Genomic DNA, 24,609 nt, shown 5'->3' with positions numbered 1-24,609 from the left:
GAAGCCTAGTCGACGTCGGCCATTCTGTCCGAGATCGGCACCGACTCCACCGCCGCACTACGTGAAGGAACTGCCCATGAGCATCACCGAGACCGCTTCCTCGCCCGCATCGACCCCCGAGGTGCCGTTGATCGGGCACTGGGTCGACGGCGCCCTGCGCTCGTCGACCTCGGGCCGCACGGCCCCGGTCTACAACCCGGCCACGGGCGTCGTGCAGGCCCACGTGGCGCTGGCCGACCAGGCCGAGATCGACGCGGCGATCGCCTCGGCGCAGGCCGGGTTCGAGGTGTGGAGCGGCTACTCGATCGCGAAGCGGCAGGGCGTGCTCTTCGCGTTCCGCGAGCTGCTGAACTCCCGCAAGGGCGAGCTCGCGGCCATCATCACCGCCGAGCACGGCAAGGTCGTCTCCGACGCGATGGGCGAGATCCTGCGCGGCCAGGAGGTCGTCGAACTCGCCACCGGGTTCCCGAACCTGATCAAGGGCGCCTACTCCGAGAACGTCTCGACCGGCATCGACGTCTACTCGCTGAAGCAGCCGCTCGGCGTGGTCGGCATCATCAGCCCGTTCAACTTCCCGGCCATGGTTCCGATGTGGTTCTTCCCCATCGCGATCGCCGCCGGCAACGCCGTCGTCCTGAAGCCGAGCGAGAAGGACCCGTCGGCCGCGATCTGGCTCGCCGAGCTCTGGAAGGAGGCAGGCCTGCCCGACGGCGTGTTCACCGTGCTGCAGGGCGACAAGCTCGCCGTCGACGGTCTCCTCACCTCGCCGGTCGTGCAGTCGATCTCGTTCGTCGGTTCGACCCCGATCGCCCAGTACATCTACGAGACCGCGTCGAAGCACGGCAAGCGCGTGCAGGCGCTCGGCGGCGCGAAGAACCACATGCTCGTGCTTCCCGACGCCGACCTCGACCTCGTGGCCGACCAGGCCGTGAACGCCGGCTACGGCGCCGCGGGCGAGCGCTGCATGGCGATCTCGGTCGTGCTGGCCGTCGAGCCGGTCGCCGACGACCTCATCACGAAGATCACCGAGCGCATCGCGAGGCTGAAGATCGGCAACGGCGCGGGCATCGACGGCGTCGAGCCCGACATGGGTCCGCTCATCACCGACGTGCACCGCGACAAGGTGGCCTCGTACGTCGACATCGCCGAGAACGACGGGGCGACGATCGTGGTCGACGGTCGCGGGTTCACCGTCGACGGCCACGAAGACGGCTTCTTCTTCGGTCCGACCCTGATCGACAACGTGCCCACGACCTCCCGCGCCTACACCGAGGAGATCTTCGGCCCGGTGCTCTCGATCGTTCGCGTGGCGAGCTACGACGAGGGCCTCGACCTGATCAACTCGGGCCAGTTCGGCAACGGCACCGCGATCTTCACCAACGACGGCGGCGCAGCACGCCGCTTCCAGAACGAGGTGCAGGTCGGCATGATCGGCATCAACGTGCCGATCCCCGTGCCGGTCGCCTACCACTCGTTCGGCGGATGGAAGCAGTCGCTGTTCGGCGATGCGAAGGCCTACGGCGCCCACGGCTTCGACTTCTTCACGCGTGAGAAGGCCGTGACCGCGCGCTGGATCGACCCTGCCACGCGGAACGACTCCGCGCACGGCGGCATCAACCTCGGCTTCCCGCAGAACCACTGAGTCCCGGCAATCACTGAAGAGGCATCCGACATGACCGACACCATCACCGCCGAGACCGAAGCCGTGCACACCGACCGGTTCGGCACGGTGCATCCCTTGCCCGACGCCGCAGCCGAGGCGCAGGTGCGCGCCGACGACCGCGCGCACGTGTTCCACTCGTGGAGCGCGCAGGCGCTCATCGACCCGCTGCCGATCGCCGCGGGCGAGGGCTCGACGTTCTGGGATTACCAGGGCAACGCGTACCTCGACTTCTCGTCGCAGCTCGTGAACCTGAACCTCGGCCACCAGCACCCCGACCTCGTCGCCGCGATCCAGCAGCAGGCGGGTCGCCTCGCGACCATCCAGCCGTCGATGGCCTCCGATGTCCGCGGCGAACTCGCCCGTCGCATCGCCGAGGTCGCACCGGGCGACCTCGACAAGGTGTTCTTCACCAACGGCGGCGCCGACGCCAACGAGTACGCCGTGCGCATGGCGCGAGCCGTCACCGGTCGTCGCAAGGTGCTTTCGATGTACCGCAGCTACCACGGCGGCACCGCGACCGCGATCTCGCTCACGGGCGACCCGCGCCGCTGGGCGAACGAGCCGAGCGACGGCAGCGTCGCGCACTTCATGGGCCCGTACGCGTACCGTTCGTCGTTCCACTCCGAGACTCCCGAGCAGGAGGCCGAGCGCGCGCTCGCCCACCTCGAGCAGATCATCGTGCTCGAGGGCGCCACGACCGTCGCGGCGATCATCATCGAGACGATCGTCGGCACCAACGGCGTGCTCGTGCCGCCGCCCGGCTACCTGCAGGGCGTTCGCGCCCTGTGCGACAAGTACGGCATCGTCTACATCGCCGACGAGGTCATGGTCGGCTTCGGCCGCATCGGCGAGTGGTTCGCGGTGAACGCGTTCGACGTCGTGCCCGACCTCATCACCTTCGCGAAGGGCGTGAACTCGGGCTACGTGCCGCTCGGCGGCGTGGTCATCTCGCAGCGGATCGCCTCGCACTTCGACACCGTCGCCTTCGCAGGCGGGCTGACGTACTCGGGACACCCGCTCGCGTGCGCCGCCGGTGTCGCGACGTTCGAGGTGTTCGAGCGCGAGGGCATCCTCGAGCGCGTCCGCGACCTCGGGTCGCGCGTGGTCGAACCGCGCCTCCGCGAGATCGCGGCGAAGCACCCGTCGGTGGGCGAGATCCGCGGTGCCGGATTGTTCTGGGCGATCGAGCTCGTGCGCGACCCTGCGACGCACGAGCCCCTCGTCCCATTCAATGCGGGCGGGTCGGATGCCGCGCCGATGGCGGCCGTCGCCGCCGCCTGCAAGCAGGCGGGCCTCTGGCCGTTCATCCACTTCAACCGGATGCACGTCGCACCGCCGCTCGTCATCACCGAAGAGGAGCTCGTGCGCGGGCTCGACATCATCGACGAGGCGCTGACGATCGCCGACGGCCACGTCGTCTGACGCATCCGAGCTGAACACCCTGACCGATGCAGGGGATTCCGCGGACACCGGGCTCGAGCCCCGTGTTCCGGATTCCCCTGCATCTCGTCGTTGCGGGGCGAACGGCCGCGGCTCGGGGCCGTCGGCTAGCCTGATCCCATGGACTCACGGGGGGCGCCCGGCGGCATCGGTCGGCGAACCTTCATCGCCGCCTCGCTCTCGGGCGTCGCGACCCTCGCGCTCGCGAGCTGCACGTGGCCGGAGCCGAGCCCGAGCCTGCCGCCCACGACGACTCCCCCGACCACGGTGCCGCCCACGCCGACGAACGGAGTGCCGCTGCCGACGGCGATGCGCCGCTCGCGCTGGGGCGCCGAACCGTTCTCGCGCGGTGCGTTCAGCTTCGACTCCGTCGGCAGCACCCCGCAGCTCCGCCGGGCTCTCGCCGATCCGGTCGAGGCTCGCCTCGTCTTCGCAGGCGAGGCGACCGACCCCGATCGACCCGGCACGCTCGAGGGCGCCCGCGCCTCCGGCCTTCGCGCAGCTGCGGACATCGCCCGGCTCGGCGAGGCCGGCGAACGCGTGGTCGTCGTCGGAGCGGGCCTCGCCGGGTTGACGGCGGCACGCGAGCTCGTCGACGCGGGCTTCGAGGTGGTCGTGCTCGAGGCGCGGAACCGGTTGGGCGGGCGCATCCACAGCGCGGATGCCACGGGCTTCGACGCCCCCGTCGAACTCGGCGGCGTGTTCACTGGCGATGACGACGCGTTGATCGACGTGCTGCACGAGGCATCCGTCGACACCGTGCCGTTCACGGCGGATGTCTCGGCGACGACGGAGGCCGGGCTCCGCGTGCCGATTCCGTCGACGGGACCCGATGCCATCGCGACGGCGCAGGAGTGGGCGGCGACCCAGCCCCACGACGTGTCGCTCGCGACGGCGTTGACCGGCTCGGGCGCCACGCCGCTCTCCGCGGTGCCCGACGAGACGGGGGTGAGCCCGGCCGACTGGCTCGCGCACACGATCAACAGCGGGGTCGCGCCGTCGACGGGCGCCGTCACCTCGGCGATCTCCGCGGCGCAGTACGACGCGAACCGCCTCGAACAGCTCGGCGACCTCGTGACCGGGCGGCTCTCCGACCTCGTCGACTCCCTCGCCGAGCCGCTCGAGATCGCGGTCTCGAGCGTGGTCACGAGCATCGCCTACAACGAACGCCGGGTCAGCCTCCGACTCGACTCCGGTGAATCGCTCACCGCCGATCGTGCCGTCGTCACCATTCCGCTCGGGGTGCTGAAGACCGACACCGTGCGGTTCAGCCCGGCGCTGCCGCTCATGCACCAGCGGGCGATCTCGCTGCTCGGCATGGGAGTGGTCGACACGGTGTGGCTGCGCTTCGAGGAGGCGTTCTGGCGAGCGGATGTCGCGGGCCCGACCGAGGCCGAGGCCCAGGGCGGCGACGAACCCGAGCTCGCCACCCCGAACGTGCTCACCGTCGTCGGCGATCTCTCCCCCGTCGCCACGTGGATCGACGTCGGACTCGCGAGCGGCCAGCCGATCCTCCTCGGTCTCATCGCTGCAGTGCAGGCGACTCGGCTCGAGGCGCTCGACGATCCGTCGTTCCAGGCCGAGGTCCTCGAGGCGCTCGCGCCCTTCGCCACAGCATCCGATTGATCGCGACGAGCCCCGCCGTCAGCGAGACGAAGATCACGAGCACGAGCAGGCAGTAGAGGGCGACGCCGACGGGTCCGCCGACCTGCGCCTCGTCGAGGAAGAAGTACGGGTACCACCCGACATCAGCACCGCGGAACAGCGTGTAGACGAGCCAGATCGAGGGGAAGACGAGCACCCAGCCCACGGTCGACCACGGCACGCGCGGGTTCACCGCCATGATCGCGTCGGTCGTCCACGCGATGAGGGCGAGCGCGGGCACGATGAAGTGCAGCACCGTGTCCGACCACGGCACGTCCATGCGGTAGTCGCGGGTCGACGCCTGGGCGACGATGACGGCGAAGACGATGCCCGAGACGAGCACGTAGACCGTGACCATCGTGCGGAGGATGCCGAGCCACTCGGGATCGCGCGGCGTGAGCAGGGCGAACGCCGCCGCGATCGCGAGGGTCGCGACCGCGGCGAAGGCCGATTGCACGGTGAAGTAGCTGAAGAAGTTCGCGGTCGCGAAGAGCCGGAAGCCGAGCACGTACTGGAAGTTCCCGATGAGGGCGACGACCTCGAGCGCGGCGATCAGCAGACGGAACACGCCGAGCCAGCGCCGAGCCCGCAGCACCCGCTGCGCCTCGTCAGCGCTGGTGCGTCGCGAGCGGGCCATGCTTCAACGCTAGCCGCCCAGTCTCGACGAGACGGGTGAACGGGAGAGCGGGCCCTGTTCAGTCGAGGGGTCTGAGGATCCGATCGAGGAACCGCCGGGTGCGCTCGTGCGACGGCTTCGTGAAGATCGTGCCGGGCTCGCCGCGCTCGACCACGACGCCGCCGTCCATGAAGAGCACCTCGTCGGCCGCCTGGCGCGCGAAGCTCAGTTCGTGGGTCACGACGACCATGGTCCATCCTTCGTCGGCCAGCTCCTTGATGACCTGCAGCACCTCCCCGACGAGTTCGGGGTCGAGCGCGCTCGTCGGTTCGTCGAAGAGCAGCAGCTGCGGCTTCAGCGCGAGCGCGCGCACGATGCCCACGCGCTGCTGCTGCCCGCCCGAGAGCTCGAACGGGTAGGCGTCGCGCTTCTCGGCGAGCCCCACCCGGTCGAGCAGGGCGGATGCCTCGGCGACCGCCTGCGCCTTCGGCACGCGCTGCACGCGCACCGGCCCCTCGATGACGTTCTCGATGACCGTCATGTGCGGGAAGAGATTGTGCTGCTGGAAGACCATCGCCGAGCGGTCGCGGAGCGCGAAGCGCTGGGCCTTCGACACGGGCGCCGCGAAGTCGATGACGGGCCCGCCGGCGAAGTCGATCGTGCCGCCGTCGGGCTTCTCGAGCCCGTTGAGCGAGCGCAGCACGGTCGTCTTGCCCGAGCCGCTCGGGCCGATGAGCACGACGACCTCGCCGCGCCGCACTTCGAGGTCGATCGAGCGCAGCACCTCGTTGTCGCCGAACGACTTGCGGATGCCCCGTGCCGCGAGCAGCACGGAGTCGTCGGGCGTCGTCGCGGGGGCGAGCGGGTCAGTGGGCGACATAGCGGTCCAACCTCTTCTCGAGAACACCCTGCCCGCTCGAGAGCACGAGGCAGAAGATCCAGTAGATGAGCGCAGCTTCGAGGTACAGCAGCATGAACTCCTGGCTGAAGGCGGCGATCTCCTGCGACACGCGGAACAGCTCGGTCACGAGGATGAGCGAGGCGAGCGAGGTGTCCTTCACGAGGGAGATGAAGGTGTTCGACAGCGGCGGCACCGAGACGCGAGCGGCCTGCGGCAGGATGACCCGGCGCAGCGTCGTGGCGTGCGACATGCCGATCGTGTATCCGGCCTCCCACTGGCCCTTCGGCACGGAGAGGATCGCCGCGCGGATCACCTCGGCGCCGTATCCGCCGACGTTGAGCGAGAACGCGATGATCGCGCTCGGCCACGGGTCGATGACGAGCCCGATCGACGGCAGTCCGTAGAAGATCACGAAGAGCTGCACGAGGAGGGGCGTGCCCCGGATCACCGAGATGTAGAACCTCGCGATTCCCGAGACCACCCGGTTCGCCGACAACCGCATGAGCGCGGTGCCGAGGGCGAGCACGAGGCCGATCACGAATGAGGCGAGGGCGAGCGGAATGGTGCCGCTCACCCCGCCCCACACGATCGGCCAGAAGGAATCGAGGAACAGCTGCCAGCCGCTCATCGCCTCACCGCCTTCGTCTGTTGCAGGACGAGGCTACTCGGAGACGTCGGCGCCGAAGTACTTCTCGCCGAGTTCGGCGAGGACGCCCTCGGCACGGAGCTCGGCGAGGGCCTCGTCGATCGCGGCGACGAGGTCCTTCTTGTCCTTCGTGAAGGTCAGCGCACTGAGCGAGGGGTCGTCGGTCTCGGCTGCGACCTCGAGGCCCGACTGGCCGTTCGTGTTCACGTAGTCGAGGTAGGTGAGCTTGTCGTTGATGGTGGCATCGACCCGGCCCTGCTCGAGCAGCGCGACGGCCTGCGCCCAGCCCTCGACGGCCTCGACGTTCGCACCCGACTCCTGCGCGAGCGTGTACCAGTTGCTCGTGAGCGACTGCGCGGTCGTCTTGCCAGCGAGGTCGTCGAAGCTCGAGATGGAGGTGTCGCCCTCCTTCACGACGATGACGCCCGGCGAGACGGTGTACGGCTCGCTGAAGAGGTACTGCTCCTCGCGCTCGGGGTTGATCGAGACCTGGTTCGCGATGACGTCGAAGCGCCCCGCATCGAGCCCGGCGAAGATCGCGTCCCACTGGGTCTCCTGGAACTCGATCTCGAGGCCGAGCTTGTCGGCGACCGCCTCGGCCACCTCGACGTCGTATCCCGTGAGGTCGCCGGAGCCGTCTTCGTGGAAGCTGAACGGACGGTACGTGCCCTCGGTCGCGACGGTGAGCGTTCCTGCCTTCACGAGGCCGAACTCGTTGTCGGCTGCTGCATCGCTCGACGCAGGCGCCCCGCTCGAGCAGGCGGCGAGGGCGACGACGGCGACGGATGCGGCGGCCAGGCCGAGCAGGGTGCGGACGCGGGGTGCGCGAGACATGTGGAGCTCCGTTCGTGGGGAGTGCTGAGCGGCGACGTGGTGCCGTGCCGCGTGGTCGAGTCCATCACGGCCTCGCCCGTGAGGAAAACGGCGTTACCCCGCGTTTCATTTCCGAAACCGCTCGATTCGCAGCATCCGATCACATTCCGCTCGGGGCATACCGCGTCGGGGACCTCTCGTGCAAGCCCTTCCGCCGCGGGATCGCGGGTGGCTACGCTGGCCGCGGCGATGGAGTCCCCTTCGTCGCCGCGGTGCCCCCCACACCAACCGGAAGGAACCTTCACCCGTGATCACACTGTCATGGCTCCTCATCATCGCCCTCGTCGGCGGCGCGCTCGCCCTCGTGGACGGGATCCGACGCCTCCGCGGGCGCGGCAGCTCCGTCGTCGGCATCATCGAGATCGTCGTCGCCGCGCTGTTCGTGCTCTCGCTCTTCCTGCCCGGAATCCCGTTCGGATCGCTCGTGCTCGGCATCGCGACACTCGTGGTGCTCGTCGTCGCGCTCATCGTCCGAGGTCGCACCGGCCTCGGGGTCACGATCGCCGCGATCGTGTTCGTCGCGCTCTGGCTGGTGCTCGTGAACCGCTGGCTCGTCATTCCCGGCATCAACTGAGTCCAACGACGGAGGGGCGGCCGATCCCGGCCGTCCCCTCCGTCGTCCCTTCGGTGCTACCCGGTCGTGCCCGCCACGAGCACGCCGTCTTCGCGGCGCGGTACGCCGAGCGGGTTGCCGTCGGCGAGCTCGGGCGGCAGCACTGCGGCCGGGGCATCCTGATAGGCGATGGGCGTCAGCCAGCGGCGGATCGCGGTGGCCCCGACCGAGGTGTGCACCGACGCGGTCGTCGCGGGCCACCCCCCGCCGTGGTGCTGCGCCCACGCGATCGCGACGCCCGTCGGCCAGCCGTTGTAGACGATACGGCCGGCGACCCGGCCGAGCGCGGCAGTGAGCGCGACCACGTCTTCGCCGGGCGCATGGTGGATCGTGCCGGTGAGCGAACCTTCGAGCACTGAGAGCGCAGCCGCGAGCGCGTCGTCGTCGGCGTACCGCACGAGCACCGTGAGCGGCCCGAAGCACTCCTCGAGGAACACCTCGTGGGCTGCGGCGAACGCATCGATCGATGTTGCGACGACGACGGGCGCAGAGACGTCCGTCGTCGCCCGGTCCGCGGCGAAGACGAGCTCGACATCGTCGCGCGCGGCGAGCGCCGCCGAACCCGAGTCGAACGCGCTCGCGATGCCGCCGGTGAGCAGCGCCTGCGAGGGCGCATCCGCGAGCGCGGCGACGAGCGCTGCCTCGAAGCCCGATCCCTCGGGCACGAAGACGAGGCCGGGCTTCGTGCAGTACTGGCCGCCATCGCGCGTGAAGGAGCCCGCGAGCCCGGCGGCGATGACCGCGATCTCCGCTGCGGCCGCCGCACGCGTCACGACGACCGGGTTGATCGAGCCGAGCTCGCCGTAGAACGGGATCGGCGCGGGCCGCGCCGAGGCGAGGTCGAAGAGCGCGCGGCCGCCCCGGGTCGAGCCGGTGAACCCCACGGCGGAGGCCAGCAGATGCCGCACGAGTGCGGTGCCCGCCTCGAAGCCGTCGACGAGGGCGAGCGCCGCCGGCGGGGCTCCGGCGCCGACGAGCGCCTCCCGACCGAGCTCGACTACCCGACGCGACAGCCGCGGGTGCCCCGGATGCGCCTTCACGACGACCGGGCAGCCTGCGGCGAGCGCCGACGCCGTGTCGTTGCCGAGCACCGAGAACGCGAACGGGAAGTTCGAGGCGGCGAAGACCGCGACGACCCCGATCGGGCGCAGCATGCGCCGCAGGTCGGGCCGCGGCGGCGTGAGTGCCCCGTCGGGCGAGTCGAGCGTCGCCTCGACGTACGACCCCTCGAGGGCGACTCCGGCGAAGAAGCGCAGCTGCGTCGCGGTGCGCGTGACCTCGCCGGTGAGGCGCGCCGGGGTCAGGTGCGTCTCGTCGGCGGCGAGGGCGACGAGTTCGTCGCGGTGCGCTTCGAGCGCCTCGGCGAGCGCGACGAGCCACCGGGCCCGGTCGGCGCGCGACGAACGCTCGAAGCCGGATGCCGCGGCGAGCCGCACCGCGACGTCGACCTCCGCCCCGGGGTCCGTGACGATCGCGTCGTCGTCATCGCGACGCTGCTCGTCGCGCGGCGCGATGCCCGCGGCATCCGCGATGCGGTTCGTCTGACCCATGTCGTCCTCCAGATCGTGTGTCTTCAGCAGAGCTGCCCTCGCTTTCGAGAGCCGGGCTCAGAACGCGTTCAGCCCCGTGAGCTCGCGCCCCAGGATCAGTTGGTGGATCTCGTCGGTGCCCTCGTAGGTGCGCACCGACTCGAGGTTCGCGGCGTGCCGCATGACCGGCCACGCGTTCGTGATGCCGTCGCCGGCGAGGATCGCCCGTGCCTCGTGCGCGATCGCGAGCGCCTCGCGCACGCTGTTGAGCTTGCCGACCGAGATCTGCGCGGGCGTGAGTGCGCCGCGCTCCTTCAGCCGCCCGAGGTGCAGGGCGAGGAGGATACCCTTCTCGACCTCGAGGAACATGTCGGCGAGCTTCGCCTGGATGAGCTGGTTCGCGCCGATCGGCTTGCCGAAGACCTCGCGCGAGGTCGAGCGCTCGATGGCTGCCTCGAGGCACGAGCGGGCAGCGCCCATCGCGCCCCACACGATGCCGTAGCGCGCCTCGTTCAGGCACCCGAACGGGCCGGAGAGGCCCTTCGCGCCGGGCAGGATCGCGTCGGCGCCGACCCGCACGCCGTCGAGTTCGATGTCGCACTGCACCGACGCGCGCATCGAGAGCTTGCCGTCGATCGGCGTCGCCGTGAAGCCCGGCGTCGACGTCGGCACGAGGAATCCGCGCACCGCACGGCCGCCCTCGCCGCCCGCGAACGACGGGTCGTCGACCTTCGCCCAGACGACGGCGACGTCCGCGAGCGAGGCGAGGCCGATCCAGCGCTTCGCGCCGTCGAGGACCCAGCCGTCGCCGTCGCGGCGTGCGGTCGTCATCATGCCCGCGGGGTCGGAGCCGCCCTGCGGCTCGGTGAGGGCGAAGCATCCGATGAGGTCACCGGCAGCCATGCCCGGCAGCCACTGCTGCTTCTGCTCCTCGGATCCGTACTTGTGGATCGCGCTCATGGCGAGCGAGCCCTGCACCGAGACGAAGGTGCGCCAGCCGCTGTCGGCGGCCTCGAGCTCGAGGCACACGAGGCCGTACGAGACGGCGCCGGCGCCGGCGCATCCGTAGCCCTGCAGGTGCATGCCGAGGAAGCCCAGGTCGCCGAGCTCCTTCACGAACTCGCGGCGGAAGTGCTTGGCCTCGAAGTCCTCCTCGATGACCGGCAGCAGCCGGTCCTGCGCGAAGGCGCGGGCCTTCAGCTGCCACTCGCGCTCCTCGGGGCTGAGCAGGGCGTCGAGGTCGAACACGGCGTCGATCGTGGGGGCGGTGGTCATCGGTGCGGTCCTTTCGCGGGGGTCTGGTGCCAGTCGGCGCCGGCGTGCTCGCCGAGCGTCGGCGGCGGAGTGCGGTACACGGCCGGGCTCGCCGAGAGGCCGATCGGGTTCGCGACCGTGCGGCTCGTGAATGCGCCGGCGTCGATCTCGGCGACGGGTTCGAGGCCGAGCGCCTCGCCGAACGCGATCGCCTCGGCGACGTCGTTCACGAGGCCGGCCGGCACGCCGGCCGAGCTGAGCGCCTCGACCCAGTGCGCGGCGGATGCCGCGGCGAGCCGCTCCTCGATCGCCGCCGTGAGCTCGCTGCGGTGCGCGACGCGATCGACGTTGCTCGCGAACCGCCTATCATCGGCGAGCGCCGGAACCCCGAGCACCGCGACGAGCGCCCGGAACTGCTTGTCGTTGCCGACGGCGATCACGAGCTCGCGGTCGGCCGCGTGGAACACGGCGTAGGGCGCGATGCTCGGGTGCGCGTTGCCGAGGCGCCGCGGCGGGGTGCCGGTGGCGAGCGTCGACGCGGCCTGGTTCGTGAGCGCCGAGAGCAACCCCTGCAGGAGGTTCACCTCGACGCGCTGGCCGAGGCCCGTGCGGTCACGCTCGCGGAGCGCGAGCAGGATCCCGGCGACGGCGTTCTGCCCGGTGAGCACGTCGACGAGCGCGACGCCGGCCTTCGCGGGCTCGCCGTCGGCGGCGCCCGTGATCGACATGAGCCCGCCGACCGCCTGCACGAGCAGGTCGTACCCGGCGAGCGCCGCACCATCCCCGGCGCCGAACCCCGTGATCGAGCAGTAGACGACGCCGGGATTCGCCGCCCGCACCTCGTCGTAGGAGAGCCCGAAGCGGTCCATGACGCCCGGACGGAAGTTCTCGATGACGACATCGGCCGAGGCCGCGAGCCGGCGCGCCTCGGCGAGCCCCGCGGGGTCGGTCAGGTCGAGGGCGATCGAGCGCTTGTTGCGATTGACGCTTCCGAAGTAGCTCGCCTGCCCGCTCGCATCGACGGGCGGGCGCCAGTGCCGGGTGTCGTCGCCGGCCGGGGACTCGATCTTCACGACGTCGGCGCCGAAGTCGGCGAGCATCATCGTGGCGTAGGGGCCGGCGAGCACTCGCGAGAAGTCGGCGACGCGCACGCCCGCGAGCACCATGGGGAACGCTCCGTCGATCGGCTCGTCATCGGCCCGTCGCTCGTGCATCCCATCCGCCTTCGCATGTCGGCGACCCCGCGGTCGCCCAATCATCCTATATCGCTTCTTTTCTGGACGATTCGCCGCGCCTGCGCTCCGTCACCGCGGGCCTCGGCGCCCGTTCGAGGATCGTCCCAGCTCCTCCTGACAAGTGGTGGTGAGATTCCGGGCGAGTCGCTCGACTAGCCTGAACGCATGGAGTCGAGGGTGGGACCGGGCGCGCGCGAAGCCGTGTTCGCCCAGCTCGCCGACACGGGCCGTGCCGAGCAGGTCGCCCAGCGCCTCACCGACGGCATCGTGCTCGGAGTGCTCGGCGCCGGCGAGCGCCTGCCGAGCGAGCCCGAACTCGCCCGCCGCTTCGGCGTCGCACTCATCACCGTGCGCGAGGGCCTCGGCATCCTCCGCGAGGCCGGGCTCGTCGAGACCCGACGCGGCCGCGAGGGCGGCAGCTTCGTCGTCGCCGACGACGCCGACCACCGTTCGCTCATCACGGCGCGCCTGCGCGGACTCGCCCAGGTCGAGCTCAGCGACATGGCGGTCTACTTCGGCGCGATCCTCGCCGGGGTCGCCGAACGCGCAGCCGAGCGGGCGTCCGCCGGCGACGCCGCGCGACTCGCGGCGTGGCTCACCGCCGCCGACTTCGGCACCGCGGCATCCGCTCGCACGAATCAGGGCGGCTTCTTCCTCGAGGTCGCCGTGCTCAGTCAGTCGGCGCGCCTCGTGCGCGAGCAGATCCGGCTGCAGGCCGAGTTCGGCCCGCTCCTGCTGCTCGGCCTCGACGACGAAGCGCAGCGAGCGGATGCCGCGGCGCTCGACCGCCGCATCGTCGGCGCCGTCGCAGCCCACCGCCCGGCGGAGGCCCGCGCGTCCGCAGGCGACCTCGTGCGCGGCCTCTCGGTGCCGCTCCTCGCAGCCAAGGCCAGGATCGAGCGGGGAGGTGCGCTCGATGAGCCGGTCAGCGCATGACGTCGCCGCCTCGGTCGGCACGGTGTTCGCGAGCGTCTTCGATCAGCTCGCCGCCTGGCGCGCCCCGGTCGAGCAGCTCATCGACGGTGCGCCCGAGGTGCGCCCCGCGGCGCTCGACTCGGTCGTCGCCGAACTCGTGCTCCCCCGACTCACCGAGTCCGACCCGCTGCTCGTCGGCGCCGGGTTCATCGCCGACGGCGAGATCGTGCGCGGGCGCGACGTGCACTTCGCGTGGTGGCTCGGGCCGCTCGATGCGAACCCCGTGCTCGGCTCGACGACCGAGCCGACCCGGCTCGACCTGACGACCCGCGGGTACACCGAGTACCTCCGCGACTTCCGCGCACTCGAGTGGTACCGCATCCCGGCCACGACCCGGCACGCGCATGTCACCGGCCCCTACGTCGACCACCTCTGCACGTGCGACTACATCCTGACGATGACGATGCCCGTGCACGCGGCGGCCGGCCCCGCCGGCGGCGCCGAATCGAGCGGCACGCGCATGGTCGGCGTCATCGGCGCCGACGTCTCGGTGCGCCGGCTGGAGCACGAGCTGCTCGCCGCCTTCCTCGAGGTGCCGACACCGCTCGCGCTCGTGAACGACGAGGGCCGCGTCGTGCTCTCCACCGAGCCGATGCTGCAGGTCGGCCAGCTCACCGACCCCGGCGGTCCCGGCGAGCCGTGTCCGGGCACGCCGCTCAGGGTGCTCGTCGCGCCGGCGTCATCCGGGTCGAACTGAATCATCCGCTGATATATCTTTGAAGTCGAGCGTATGCACGGCGGCAGACGAACTCTGGCGCGTGTGCAGTGTCTGCACCCGAGAAGGAGAACCCCATGAGCTATGCCGTGATCAATCCCGCCACCGGCGAGACGGTCGAGTCCTACGAGACGATCACCGACGAGGCGCTGCAGGCGGCCATCGCCAAGGCGAGCGAGACGCACCGCAACTGGTCGAGGAACACCACGGTCGCCGAGCGCGCCGCCCTCATCCGCCGCGTGGGCGAGCTGCACGCCGAGCGCGCACAGGAGCTCGGCGAGATCATCGTCCGCGAGATGGGCAAGCCCATCGAGCAGGCCGTCGGCGAGGCCGAGTTCGCCGCCGCGATCTACGAGTACTACGCCGACAACGCCGAATCGCTGCTCGCCGACGAGCAGATCGACCTGCTCGCGGGTGAGGGGTCGGCGCTCATCCGCCGCTCGTCGCTCGGTCCGCTGCTCGGCATCATGCCGTGGAACTTCCCGTACTACCAGGTCGCGCGCTTCGCCGGCCCGAACCTCATCATCGGCAACACGATCCTGCTCAAGCACGCCGAGCAGTGCCCCGAGTCCGCCGCCGCGATGGAGCGGATCTTCCTCGACGCCGGATTCCCCGAGGGCGCCTACGTCAACATCTACGCCTCGCACGCCCAGATCGAGACCGTCATCGCCGACCCGCGTGTGCAGGGCGTCTCGCTCACGGGCTCCGAGCGTGCCGGCGCCGCCATCGCCGAGATCGCCGGCCGCCACCTGAAGAAGGTCGTGCTCGAGCTCGGCGGCTCCGACCCGTTCATCCTGCTCTCGACCGACGACCTCGACGCCGCGGTCGGCGCCGCCGTCTTCGCCCGCGTCGACAACAACGGCCAGGCCTGCAACGCGGCCAAGCGCTTCATCGTCGTCGAGGACCTCTACGAGCCCTTCCTCGAGAAGTTCACCGCCGCGATGAGCGAGGTCGTCGAGGGCGACCCGGCCCAGACCGGCACCGCACTCGGCCCGCTCTCGTCGGCCAAGGCCGCCGACGGCCTCGCCGAGCAGGTCGAGCGCGCCGTCGCACAGGGCGCCACGCTCCACCACGGCGGCAAGCGCGACGGCAACTACTACTCGGCGACGATCCTCACCGACGTGCAGCCCGGCTCCGACGCCTTCCACGAGGAGTTCTTCGGCCCGGTCGCGCAGGTCTTCAAGGTCGCCGACGAAGACGCCGCGGTCGACCTCGCGAACAACACCCCGTTCGGCCTCGGCTCGTACGTCTTCACGACCGACTCCGAGCAGGCGCTCCGCGTCGCCGACAAGATCGAGGCCGGCATGGTCTTCGTGAACGTCGTCGGCGCCGACGGCGCCGAGCTGCCCTTCGGCGGCGTCAAGCGCTCCGGCTCCGGCCGCGAGCTCGGCCGCTTCGGCGCCGACGAGTTCGTCAACAAGAAGATGATCCGCATCGGCTGATCGACACGAGCGCGAGAACTCGCGATCGGATGCCCCGGGGCCTCGCCTCGGGGCATCCGTCGTCTCAACGGCCCCGAGCGCGCGCTCAGCGGGAGGGCTCGGCGGCCGCTTGTTCGGCGGCCCGTCTTCCGCCGCTGAGGGCACCGGCGAGCCAGCTCGCGCGGTATTCCGTAGCGAATCGTCGCGGCACGTCGCCGTCGTGCTCAGTCGCTCGCAGCAGGGCGTTCAGCTTCGCCCATCGGCGACCTTCGCCGAAGAGCGCGTCGAGCTGCGGATCGCGCATGCCGAGCCGAACATGGAGCGTGTCGGTCATCACCTGACGCCACCCGACGTATGTCCAGAACGTCATCCGTGCCAGCGCACGCGGCGAACGCGAGCCCTCGTAGCGGTCTGCGAGCTGCAGGACGTTCCTGACGGAGGCGGCGAGGCCGCCCGCTTCCTGCCCGCTCGGGTCTCCGAACACATTGGCGGCGTGCTGCACGTAGTCCTGGACGACGTCGTCGAGGATCCGCGTGCCGCGGTACGCGCCCGCGACGACCGCGAGCCAGTGATCGTGAGTCGCGATACGCGTGGACACGCGGGGAAACGGGAGAGCCGCCTGGAGGATCTCCCGATCGAACACGCACAGCGATCCGGTGAACTGATTCGACAGCAGCGTGAACACCGGCCCCCGGTCCCTGCGATCGGTTACGCCGGTGATCTCACCGGACGGATGCTGCACGAGCCGCGCCTGGCCGGAGACGAGGGAGACGTCGGCGAGGTGCGGAAGCAGCTTCTCCAGCTTGTCGGCGTCCCATCGATCGTCCTGGTCGGCGAGTGCGATCCACGCGGAATCCTCGGCGACTGCGGCGAGACCATGTTCGAAGTTGAGGTAGAAGCCGCGTCGGGAGTCGTCGCCGATCACGCGGAACCGGTCGTCGTCGCCGACGATGTCGCTGACCAGGGTCGCCACGGGTGCCCGCTCGCCGTCGACGGAGACGATGCATTCCCAATCCCGCACACTCTGCTGCTGCAACGAGAGCAGTTGCACCCGGAACAGCTCGGGATCAGGGGAATATGCGGCCAGCACGATCGTGCCGTAGGGGCGTTCGGAGGTCATCGAGCGCCTTCCTGTCCGAGATCCGCGTCAGCGATTGAGGCTAGTCTAGGTGCGCGATGAAACCGAATCTCCGGGCGTCAGGTCCCTCCAGCAAGCACACGTCCGGGACGCGGAGACGACCATGAGCCGGCAGGGTGTCACCACCGCGCTCGGACGCATCGGCGGCTTCTCGATCTCCGTTGGCGCAGCGACCATCCTGGGCGTTCTCTCCCTGCCGTTGCTGAACGACGCCCTCGGCAGCGAGGCGTGGGGGCGGCTCGTGCTCGTGCAGACCGTCGGGCAGATGGCGGGGATCCTCGTCGCCTACGGGTGGGGCGCGACCGGGGCCGCGATGGTCGCCGGCACTGCGCCGGAGCGTCGGCACGCACTGTTCAGCGACTCCCTGCGGATCCGAGCAGTGCTCTACCTGGTCACGGTCCCCCTCGCCGCGCTCCTGCTCTTCCTGCTGTTCCGCGGCGATCCGCTCACCGCGGTGCTCGGCGCAGTCGTGTACCTGCTGCCGTACCTCGGCGGCACCTGGTACTTCACCGGCGAGTCGCGACCGCTGCGGCTCTTCCTCTGCGACACGTTGCCCACCATGTGCGGCACGATCCTCGGTGTCGCCCTGGCCTACCTCGGCGGCGAGGTGTGGTTCTTCCTCGCTGGTCAGGGGCTCGGATTCCTCGTCGCCGTGATCATCGATGCCGTCGTCATCCTGCGCGGAGCCCCGCAGCGGGAGACGCCGCCGGCGCGGTTCCTGATCGCACTGCAGGAGCAGCGGCATGCGGTGACGGCGACAGCCACCAGCGGGCTGTACGTGTCGTTGCCGATGATCGCCGTGCAGATCTTCATTCCTCACCTGCAACCGCTGTACGCGATCGCCGATCGTCTGTTCCGGTACGCGTCGATCGCGTTCCTGCCGATTCAGCAGTACTTCCAGAGCTGGGTGCCCGCGTCCGCGGCCGACCTCCCCCGCAGGGCGCGCCTGGCGACGCTCGCGGGCGCGATCATCGGCGTCTTCGCCGGTGCGGCGATCGCGTTCCTCTCCCCGTGGGCCTCGCTCTGGCTCACGTCCGGCAACCTGCAGGTGCCGCTGGAGCTCTCCATCCCGCTCGGCGTCGCCTTCATCGGCATCGGCACCTCGGCAGTCGTCGGGTACGCCTGCCTCGTCGCGATCGGCAAGGTGCGCGCACTCGCCGTCTCCACGCTCGTCGGCGCCCTGGTCGGCGCTCCACTGATCCTGGTCTTCGCCGCGGCTGGTTCAGTGCCACTCGTGGCATGGGCCGTGGCCGTCTCGGAGTTGTGCGTGGCCGGCTACCAGGTAACGGCGCTGCTGCGCGCGCTCAAGGAGCGCTCGTGAAGCGCACCTCGCCGCCGACCACCGTCGTGACGACCCGCAGATCGCGCAGCTCGGCGGGCTCCACGTCGAACGGATCCCGCTCGAGCGCGACGAAGTCGGCGAGCATCCCGGCTGCGAGCGTTCCCTGCCGATCGTCGCGGCGCGCCGCGTAGGCGCTGCCCGCCGAATGGGCGGCGAGTGCCTGAGCGACGCTCACCCGCTGCTCGGGCTCCCAGCCCCCGGCCGGCTCCCCTGCGGCGTTCTCCCGCGTGACGGCGGCGTGCACCGCATGCATGGGGTTCGGGCTCTCGACCGGGGCGTCCGACCCGAAGGCCACATGCGCACCCGAGTCGGCGAGCGAGCGCCACGCGTAGTTCGCGAGGTCGCGCCCGGCGAGCAGGGTCGACGCGAGCGCGATGTCAGAGGTGCAGTGCGTCGGCTGCAGCGACGGGATCACGCCGAGCTCCGCGAATCGCGGAACGTCGTCCCAGCGGATGTGCTGGGCGTGCTCGATGCGATGCCGGAGGCCCGCGGCGCGACTGAGCTCGGCGATCTCGGCGTACGCGTTCAGCACGAGGTGGTTCGCCTCGTCGCCGATCGCGTGCGTCGCGACGGCGATGCCCGCGACCGCGGCCTTCCGCACGAGCTCGCGCAGCTGCGGGTACGGGATCACCTCGATGCCGCGATTGCCGGCCTCGCCGACGAACGCCTCGCCCATGTGCGAGGTGTGCGAGCCGAGCGCGCCGTCGGAGAAGAGCTTGACCGGGCCGGTCTGGAACCAGTCGTCGCCCTGGCCCGTGTACCGGCCCTCGGCGATCGCCGCGTCGAGGTGGACGGCGGGGATCGCCTTGTGGACGCGGAGCTTCAGTCGCCCGCTGCGATGCAGCTCGAGATAGGCCGCGCGGGCGTCCTCGCCGTCGATGTCGTGCACGCCCGTGAGTCCGACCGCGAGCAGGTGCTCCTGCTCGACTGCGAGCTGTTCGACGAGGTCGGCGACCGACGGCCCGCCGACGATGGCGTCGAACGGGCGCTGCGCCTCCTCCCGGAGGATGCCGGTGGGCTCACCCCGCGCATCGCGCACGATCTCGCCCCCGATCGGGTCGGGCGTCGCCGCCGTGATGCCGGCCGCGGCGAGGGCGAAGCTGTTGGCCCAGACGGTGTGCCCGTCGACGCTCGGGAGCACGACCGGTCGATCGGGGCAGACCCGGTCGAGGCTGTGGCGATCGGGTTGCACGGGCTCGGCCCAGGTGTTCGAGTCCCAGCTGCCCCAGAAGATGCCGCGACCCGGCGGCAGTCCCGCCGCGTGCGACCGGATCGCGGCCAGCGCCTCGTCGAGGTTCCCGGCTCCTCGCAGGTCGAGTTGCCCGCGCTCACCCGCGAGCAGCGCGGTGTGGATGTGGGCGTCGACGAACCCCGGCACGACCGCGAGACCGCCGAGGTCGACCTCGATCGTGCCTGGAGCGGCACGGGCGCGAAGCTCGGCGTCATCGCCGATCGCGACGATCTCGCCATCGACGGCGAGCAGCGCCTCTGCGGGCTTCGCCTCGCCGGTCAGCGTGTGGATGCGGGCATTGCGGAACAGCTTCGAGGGCAACGTCGGTCCTTGGTTCAGGGGGTGGATCGCGCGCGGTGCGCGGCGTACGGCGCGGCTAGCGCTTCTTCTTCTCGTCGATCTCGTCGCGGCGCAGCAGGATGATGCGATCGACGAGCGAGTCGGGCAGCGGGTGCTCCGGGGTGAACCGGATCGTGCCCTTCGCCCACGAGTACCCCTCGAGCTCCGACGACACGGCCTCGATCACCGGCGGGCTGTACGGATAGAGGCCGATGTGGGCTTTCGCCTTCATGATGCTGAGCAGCGGCGAATCCCGATACCGCAGGGCGGGCATGCCGTAGCTCACCCCCTCGACCGCATCTGGCACGAGCGAGACCGCCCGGGCCCTGATGCGTTCCATGACGTCGCGCTCGGGCGCGTCGAGACCGGCGATGTAGTCGCTCACTTCCCCCATGGCGGCCATGGTACGCCGAGCGGATGCCGCGGGATCCGCTCGCTCGCGGCCTGCCCCGTTCCGTCGGGCGCATCGACGACCGCGCCGAGCGACCGGTGGAACGGGACATCCGCGGCTCAGAGCACCTTGTCGAGGAACGCGCGGGTGCGCGGCGACGACGCCGCCCGCACGACCTGTTCCGGAGTGTCGCTCTCCACGATGACTCCCTCGTCGAAGAAGCTGAGCGTGTCGCCGACCTCGCGCGCGAACCCGATCTCGTGGGTCACGACGACCATCGTCATCCCGCCCTCGGCGAGCGCCTTCATCGATTCGAGCACCTCGTCGACGAGTTCGGGATCGAGCGCCGAGGTCGGCTCGTCGAAGAGCATGAGGGCCGGATCCATCGCGAGCGCGCGAGCGATCGCCACGCGCTGCTGCTGTCCGCCCGAGAGCTGGTGCGGGCGCTTCGACGCATGGTCGGCGAGACCCACGCGATCGAGCTCGTCGAGCGCACGCAGGCGCGCGGCATCCTTCTTCATCTTCTTCACGTGCACGAGGCTCGCCGCGACGTTCTCGGCGGCGTCGAGGTGCGAGTAGAGGTTGAACCGCTGGAAGACCATTCCGATGCCGGCACGGAACCGCGCGAACTCGCGGTCGCCCCACGGGTGGTAGCTCCCGGCGCGCAGCGTGTATCCGACCTGTTCGCCGCCGACGGTGAGGTCTCCGTCGTCGACCGTCTCGAGCGCGTTGATGCATCGCAGGAAGGTCGACTTGCCGGAGCCCGACGGACCGATGATGCAGCTCACCTCGCCCGCCCGCACCGAGAAGTCGACGCCGCGGAGCACGAGGTGCTCGCCGAACGCCTTGGTGACACCGGATGCCTGAACGAGTGCCTCGGTCATCGCACCTCCTCCTTCGTGTTCTCGCGGACCTCGGCCATCGCGCGGGTCGCCGTCGTGACGTCCCGGTTGCCCGAGACACGCCGGAGCATGGACTGCGTCCACGTCGGACCGCGCACGAGGCGGACGGCGTCGACGCCGAACCGTCGTTCCAACCTCGACTGCAGGTAGGTCGCGATCGCAGTGAGCAGCATGTACCAGAGGCTCGCGACGATCAGCAGCTCGATGATGAGGTTGTTCTGCTTGTAGATCTGGCTCGCGTTCGTCATGAGGTCGTTGCCGGCGACGACCACGATGAGCGACGTGGTCTTCAGCATCGAGATGAACTCGTTGCCCGTCGGCGGGATGATGATGCGCAGCGCCTGCGGGAGCACGATGATGCGCATGTTCTGCATCGATGTCATGCCTCCAGCGAGCGCCGCCTCGCTCTGCCCGCGATCGACGGCCTGGATGCCCGCCCGCACCGTCTCGGCGAAATAGGCGGCGAGGTTCAGTCCGAGGCCCAGCATCGCGGCGGTGAAGCCCGTCATCACCTGGTTCGTGTCCCACCGCACGCCGATCTCGGTGAACGGCACCTGCAGCGTGAGGTACGGGAACAGGAAGGCGAGGTTGTACCAGAAGATGAGCTGCACGAGCACGGGCGTGCCCCGGAAGAACCAGATGTAGAGCGTGGCGAGCCAGCCGAGCACCGGGTTCGTCGAGAGGCGCATGACCGCGAGCACGACACCCAGCACGAGGCCGATCACGGTCGCGAGCACGCTGATGCCGATCGTGACGACGACGCCGCTCAGGATCTTCGGCGCGAACAGGTACTCGGCGACGCGATTCCAGCGGATGTTCTCGTTGAAGACGACCGCCGAGACGAGCCAGGCGAAGAACAGCAGTGCGAGACCTCCGACCACCCAGCGGCCGACATGGCGACGCGGCGCGATCGGGATCGGTGCTCCGTCTTCGCCGGTGAACGGCGCGACGCGCTGGGTCGTGTGCGGCATGCGCTGCTCCTACTGTCCGCCGTTGACGACGGCCGAGTCGACGGCCATCTGACCGACGCCCCAGGCGTCGAGGATGTCGGCGTAGGCACCGGAGTCGATGAGCTCCTGCAGCGCGGCCCGGATGAGCTCGACGAGCTCCGTGTTCTCCTTGTCGATCGCGATCCCCCACGGGCTCTCGCCGCCGTCGATCGCGATCGCCTCGAGCCCCGATTCGGCCTCGTCGGCGCGGTGCACCGCGACCGGGTAGTCGGTGATCGTCGCTGCTGCTCGGCCGCTCTTGACCGCGAGGATCGCCTCGCTGTCGCCCTCGAACTTCAGGATCTCGACCGCCGCGGCGCCGTCGCTCGCGCAGCTCGCGTTGATCTCGTCGGCGAGGAACATCGACGAGCCGTTGTCGACGACGGACACGATCTCACCGCACAGGTCCTCGGGCACCTCGACGCCGCCGGGGTTGCCGGTCTGCACGAGGAATCCGTTGCCGGCGCTCACGTAGTCGACGAAGGAGACCGTCTCGCGACGCTCCTCGTTGTCGGTCATCGACGACATCACGGCGTCGAAGCGGCCGGTGAGCACGCCGGGGATCTGGGCGTTGAACTCCTGGTCCGTGAGCGTGACGCCGACCCCGAGCACGCGGGCGAGCGCCCGGGCGAGTGAGGCGTCGACGCCCACGATCGTGGTGCCGTCGGTACCGAACATCTCCATGGGCGGGTACCCGACCGAGGTCGTGATCTTGAGCCCCTCGGACGAGATGCTCGCGGGCACGAGCTCGGCGAGGTCGGCGGATGCCTCGATCCCGTCGATCACCGATTTCGCGAGGTCTTCGGAAGGAGTCTCGGTGAGCTCGGCCGCTGGCCCGTCGGGCGTTCCGTCGTCGGCGATGCTCTGGGCGCCGCAGGCCGAGGTGCCGAGCAGTACGGCACCGAGCACGAGCGCGAGGCCGGCCGTTCGAGCCCGACCGAATGAGGTGGGTGCAGACATGGTGGTGCTCCATTCCTGAGGTGGTTCCGGATTCGACCGGGCTGTGGTGGTGGTGCTGACTGGCTTCATCACTCGTCGCTCATCGCTTGTCGCTCATGGCTCGTCGCTCATCGCTGGAAGCGCACGTCGCCCCCGACGACCGTGGTCATGACTCGGAGGTCGCGGAGCGACTCGGGTTCGATGTCGAACGGATCCCGTTCGAGGGCGACGAAGTCGGCGAGCTGCCCCGGCGCGAGTCGCCCCTGCCGGTGCTCGCGGTTCGCGGCGTAGGCGCCGCCGGCCGAGTGCGCTGCGAGCGCCTCGCGGACCGAGATCCGCTGTTCGGGCTCCCAGCCGCCCGCCGGCGATCCGACGGCGTTCTGCCGCGTGACGGCGGCGTGGATCCCGTGCAGGGGGTTCGGGTCCTCGATCGGCGCATCCGATCCGTACGCGAGATGTGCGCCGGCATCGGCGAGCGATCGCCAGGCGTAGTTGGCGAGGCTCCGGCCGGCGAGCAGCGATTCCGACAGCGGGATGTCGGAGGTGCAGTGCGTCGGCTGCAGCGACGGGATGACCTCGAGCGCGGCGAATCGGGGCACGTCGTCCCAGCGGATGTGCTGCGCGTGCTCGATGCGATGGCGGAGCCCGGCTGCGCGGCTGAGCGCTGCGACCTCCTCGTAGGCGTTCAGCACCAGGTGGTTGGCCTGATCCCCGATGGCGTGGGTGGCCACGGCGATGCGGGCCGCCGTGGCGCGACGCACGAGTTCGCGGAGCTCCGGATACGGGATCACCTCGATGCCGTGGTTGCCGGACTGGCCGGCGAAGTCCTCGCCCATGTGCGAAGTGTGGGATCCGAGCGCGCCGTCGGAGAAGAACTTCACCGGGCCGGTCTGGAACCAGTCGTCGCCATCGCCCGTGAACCGTCCCTCTTCGATCGCGGCATCGAGATGGTCGGCGGTGATCGCCTTGTGGATCCGGAGCTTCAGCTCGCCCCGGGCTGCGAGCTCGAGGTACGCCGAGCGCGCATCCTCGCCGTCGATGTCGTGCAGGCCGGTGAGCCCGAGCGAGAGCAGGTGCTCCTGGCTGGAGCGGAGCTGGTCGATGAGCTCGCCGGCGAGCGGCGAGCCCATGAGCTCGCGCAGTGGGTAGCGGGCGGACTCCCGCAGGATGCCGGTCGGTTCGCCACGGTCGTCGCGGACGATCTCGCCACCAATCGGGTCGGGGGTCGACGCGTCGTACCCGATCACCGCGAGCGCCGCGCTGTTCGCCCAGATCGTGTGTCCGTCGACGCTCGGCAGCGCGACCGGGCGATCGGGGCAGACCCGGTCGAGCGAATGCCGATCCGGCTGCACCGGTACGTCCCACGTGTTGGAGTCCCACCGACCGGCGAAGATCCACTGCCCCTTCGGCAGTCGTTGCGCGTGCGCCCGGATGCCCTCGAGCGCCTCCTCGAGGCTCCTCGCGCCACGCAGGTCGAGGGCGTGACGCTCCCGCGCGTAGGAGGCGGAGTGGATGTGGGCGTCGACGAAGCCCGGTACGACGGCGCGCCCCTCGAGATCGACCTCCGTCGTGCCTGCGCGTGCCAAGGCGCGCACGTCGACATCGCCGCCCGACGCGACGATGACGCCGTCGACGGACAGCACCGCTTCGACCGGCGTCTCGGAGCCGGTGAAGGTGTGGAAGCGGGCATGGCGAAAGAGCGTCGAAACCAACAGTGTTCCTTGCGTTGATGTCTGAAGTGGGACGAGGTTTCTGCAAGATTAGGCGAGCTGTAGCCCCTTGCCCATAGGCTGTGATCGAGACCTTTCGTCGC

Annotated in this window: 22 protein-coding genes; 8 read left to right on the top strand and 14 right to left on the bottom strand. The window is 70.3% G+C overall.

Going from position 1 to position 24,609, the window contains the following annotated elements; genetic code table 11:
* The first annotated feature begins 76 nt into the window (after positions 1 to 76).
* The 3 genes from ACFCVM_RS17000 to ACFCVM_RS16990 all read left to right on the top strand — a co-directional run bounded on the left by ACFCVM_RS17000 (position 77) and on the right by ACFCVM_RS16990 (position 4,729).
* On the top strand, positions 77 to 1,642 hold the full coding sequence (locus ACFCVM_RS17000; RefSeq protein ID WP_375837884.1) for a CoA-acylating methylmalonate-semialdehyde dehydrogenase: 1,566 nt from the start codon (positions 77 to 79) through the stop codon (positions 1,640 to 1,642).
* A 30-nt stretch (positions 1,643 to 1,672) separates the two neighbouring features.
* Positions 1,673 to 3,085: an aspartate aminotransferase family protein gene (locus ACFCVM_RS16995; RefSeq protein WP_375837882.1), complete on the top strand. Its 1,413-nt coding sequence runs from the start codon at positions 1,673 to 1,675 to the stop codon at positions 3,083 to 3,085.
* A gap of 138 nt (positions 3,086 to 3,223) precedes the next feature.
* Entirely contained in the window at positions 3,224 to 4,729 is a 1,506-nt protein-coding gene (locus ACFCVM_RS16990) for an FAD-dependent oxidoreductase (RefSeq protein ID WP_375837881.1), read from the top strand.
* Here ACFCVM_RS16990 and ACFCVM_RS16985 read toward each other — a convergent pair.
* Genes ACFCVM_RS16985 through ACFCVM_RS16970 form a run of 4 tightly spaced genes read right to left on the bottom strand, consistent with a single transcriptional unit; the run spans position 4,626 to position 7,744 of the window.
* On the bottom strand, positions 4,626 to 5,384 hold the full coding sequence (locus ACFCVM_RS16985) for a Pr6Pr family membrane protein (RefSeq protein ID WP_375837879.1): 759 nt from the start codon (positions 5,382 to 5,384) through the stop codon (positions 4,626 to 4,628). The two genes, ACFCVM_RS16990 and ACFCVM_RS16985, sit on opposite strands and share 104 nt — an antisense overlap.
* 58 nt (positions 5,385 to 5,442) lie before the next feature.
* Entirely contained in the window at positions 5,443 to 6,243 is an 801-nt protein-coding gene (locus ACFCVM_RS16980; protein WP_375837877.1) for an amino acid ABC transporter ATP-binding protein, read from the bottom strand.
* On the bottom strand, positions 6,230 to 6,892 hold the full coding sequence (locus ACFCVM_RS16975) for an amino acid ABC transporter permease (RefSeq protein ID WP_375837875.1): 663 nt from the start codon (positions 6,890 to 6,892) through the stop codon (positions 6,230 to 6,232). The genes ACFCVM_RS16980 and ACFCVM_RS16975 overlap by 14 nt, the downstream gene beginning before the upstream one ends.
* 33 nt (positions 6,893 to 6,925) lie before the next feature.
* A complete protein-coding gene (locus tag ACFCVM_RS16970; protein WP_375837873.1) occupies positions 6,926 to 7,744 on the bottom strand; it encodes an amino acid ABC transporter substrate-binding protein in 819 nt (272 codons plus the stop codon).
* A 286-nt stretch (positions 7,745 to 8,030) separates the two neighbouring features.
* On the opposite strand from ACFCVM_RS16970, the gene ACFCVM_RS16965 reads away from it, so the two are divergent.
* Positions 8,031 to 8,357: a hypothetical protein gene (locus tag ACFCVM_RS16965; protein ID WP_375837871.1), complete on the top strand. Its 327-nt coding sequence runs from the start codon at positions 8,031 to 8,033 to the stop codon at positions 8,355 to 8,357.
* Between the two features lie 56 nt (positions 8,358 to 8,413).
* Here the strand turns inward: ACFCVM_RS16965 and ACFCVM_RS16960 are convergent, their stop codons facing one another.
* Genes ACFCVM_RS16960 through ACFCVM_RS16950 form a run of 3 tightly spaced genes read right to left on the bottom strand, consistent with a single transcriptional unit; the run spans position 8,414 to position 12,393 of the window.
* Positions 8,414 to 9,946: an aldehyde dehydrogenase family protein gene (locus ACFCVM_RS16960; RefSeq protein WP_375837869.1), complete on the bottom strand. Its 1,533-nt coding sequence runs from the start codon at positions 9,944 to 9,946 to the stop codon at positions 8,414 to 8,416.
* Between the two features lie 57 nt (positions 9,947 to 10,003).
* Positions 10,004 to 11,200: an acyl-CoA dehydrogenase family protein gene (locus ACFCVM_RS16955; RefSeq protein ID WP_375837867.1), complete on the bottom strand. Its 1,197-nt coding sequence runs from the start codon at positions 11,198 to 11,200 to the stop codon at positions 10,004 to 10,006.
* The gene (locus tag ACFCVM_RS16950) at positions 11,197 to 12,393 is read right to left on the bottom strand and encodes a CaiB/BaiF CoA transferase family protein (RefSeq protein WP_375837865.1); all 1,197 of its coding nucleotides are present in this window, start codon (positions 12,391 to 12,393) and stop codon (positions 11,197 to 11,199) included. The genes ACFCVM_RS16955 and ACFCVM_RS16950 overlap by 4 nt, the downstream gene beginning before the upstream one ends.
* 186 nt (positions 12,394 to 12,579) lie before the next feature.
* On the opposite strand from ACFCVM_RS16950, the gene ACFCVM_RS16945 reads away from it, so the two are divergent.
* The 3 genes from ACFCVM_RS16945 to ACFCVM_RS16935 all read left to right on the top strand — a co-directional run bounded on the left by ACFCVM_RS16945 (position 12,580) and on the right by ACFCVM_RS16935 (position 15,546).
* Positions 12,580 to 13,350, top strand: a complete 771-nt coding sequence (locus ACFCVM_RS16945; protein ID WP_375837863.1) for a FadR/GntR family transcriptional regulator — start codon at positions 12,580 to 12,582, stop codon at positions 13,348 to 13,350.
* Positions 13,331 to 14,086, top strand: a complete 756-nt coding sequence (locus ACFCVM_RS16940; protein WP_375837861.1) for a hypothetical protein — start codon at positions 13,331 to 13,333, stop codon at positions 14,084 to 14,086. Before ACFCVM_RS16945 ends, ACFCVM_RS16940 begins: the two co-directional genes overlap by 20 nt.
* Before the next feature lie 95 nt (positions 14,087 to 14,181).
* Positions 14,182 to 15,546, top strand: a complete 1,365-nt coding sequence (locus ACFCVM_RS16935) for an NAD-dependent succinate-semialdehyde dehydrogenase (protein WP_375837859.1) — start codon at positions 14,182 to 14,184, stop codon at positions 15,544 to 15,546.
* 85 nt (positions 15,547 to 15,631) lie between these two features.
* Here ACFCVM_RS16935 and ACFCVM_RS16930 read toward each other — a convergent pair whose 3' ends face one another.
* Positions 15,632 to 16,645 carry a glycosyltransferase gene (locus tag ACFCVM_RS16930; protein WP_375837857.1) on the bottom strand — a complete coding sequence of 338 codons (1,014 nt, stop codon included), beginning with the start codon at positions 16,643 to 16,645 and terminating at the stop codon, positions 15,632 to 15,634.
* Between the two features lie 121 nt (positions 16,646 to 16,766).
* Between ACFCVM_RS16930 and ACFCVM_RS16925 the strand changes: the two genes are divergently transcribed.
* Positions 16,767 to 17,984 (top strand): lipopolysaccharide biosynthesis protein, encoded by a 1,218-nt coding sequence (locus ACFCVM_RS16925; RefSeq protein WP_375837855.1) that lies wholly within the window; start codon positions 16,767 to 16,769, stop codon positions 17,982 to 17,984.
* Here ACFCVM_RS16925 and ACFCVM_RS16920 read toward each other — a convergent pair.
* From ACFCVM_RS16920 to ACFCVM_RS16895, 6 genes are all read right to left on the bottom strand, one after another.
* The gene (locus ACFCVM_RS16920) at positions 17,968 to 19,557 is read right to left on the bottom strand and encodes an amidohydrolase (RefSeq protein WP_375837853.1); all 1,590 of its coding nucleotides are present in this window, start codon (positions 19,555 to 19,557) and stop codon (positions 17,968 to 17,970) included. The genes ACFCVM_RS16925 and ACFCVM_RS16920 overlap by 17 nt on opposite strands.
* 55 nt (positions 19,558 to 19,612) lie before the next feature.
* The gene (locus ACFCVM_RS16915) at positions 19,613 to 19,969 is read right to left on the bottom strand and encodes an iron chaperone (protein WP_375837852.1); all 357 of its coding nucleotides are present in this window, start codon (positions 19,967 to 19,969) and stop codon (positions 19,613 to 19,615) included.
* A 116-nt stretch (positions 19,970 to 20,085) separates the two neighbouring features.
* The gene (locus ACFCVM_RS16910) at positions 20,086 to 20,850 is read right to left on the bottom strand and encodes an amino acid ABC transporter ATP-binding protein (RefSeq protein ID WP_375837850.1); all 765 of its coding nucleotides are present in this window, start codon (positions 20,848 to 20,850) and stop codon (positions 20,086 to 20,088) included.
* Positions 20,847 to 21,839, bottom strand: a complete 993-nt coding sequence (locus ACFCVM_RS16905; protein ID WP_375837848.1) for an amino acid ABC transporter permease — start codon at positions 21,837 to 21,839, stop codon at positions 20,847 to 20,849. The genes ACFCVM_RS16910 and ACFCVM_RS16905 overlap by 4 nt, the downstream gene beginning before the upstream one ends.
* A 9-nt stretch (positions 21,840 to 21,848) precedes the next feature.
* Positions 21,849 to 22,817: an ABC transporter substrate-binding protein gene (locus ACFCVM_RS16900; RefSeq protein ID WP_375837846.1), complete on the bottom strand. Its 969-nt coding sequence runs from the start codon at positions 22,815 to 22,817 to the stop codon at positions 21,849 to 21,851.
* Positions 22,818 to 22,924: 107 nt separating this feature from the next.
* The gene (locus ACFCVM_RS16895) at positions 22,925 to 24,508 is read right to left on the bottom strand and encodes an amidohydrolase (RefSeq protein ID WP_375837844.1); all 1,584 of its coding nucleotides are present in this window, start codon (positions 24,506 to 24,508) and stop codon (positions 22,925 to 22,927) included.
* Positions 24,509 to 24,609 lie beyond the last annotated feature (101 nt).

The organism is Agromyces sp. NPDC056389, from assembly GCF_042262385.1.
GTDB lineage: Bacteria > Actinomycetota > Actinomycetes > Actinomycetales > Microbacteriaceae > Agromyces.
Note: the sequence above shows the minus strand (reverse complement) of the source record. Positions and strands in the feature narration are given on the sequence as shown.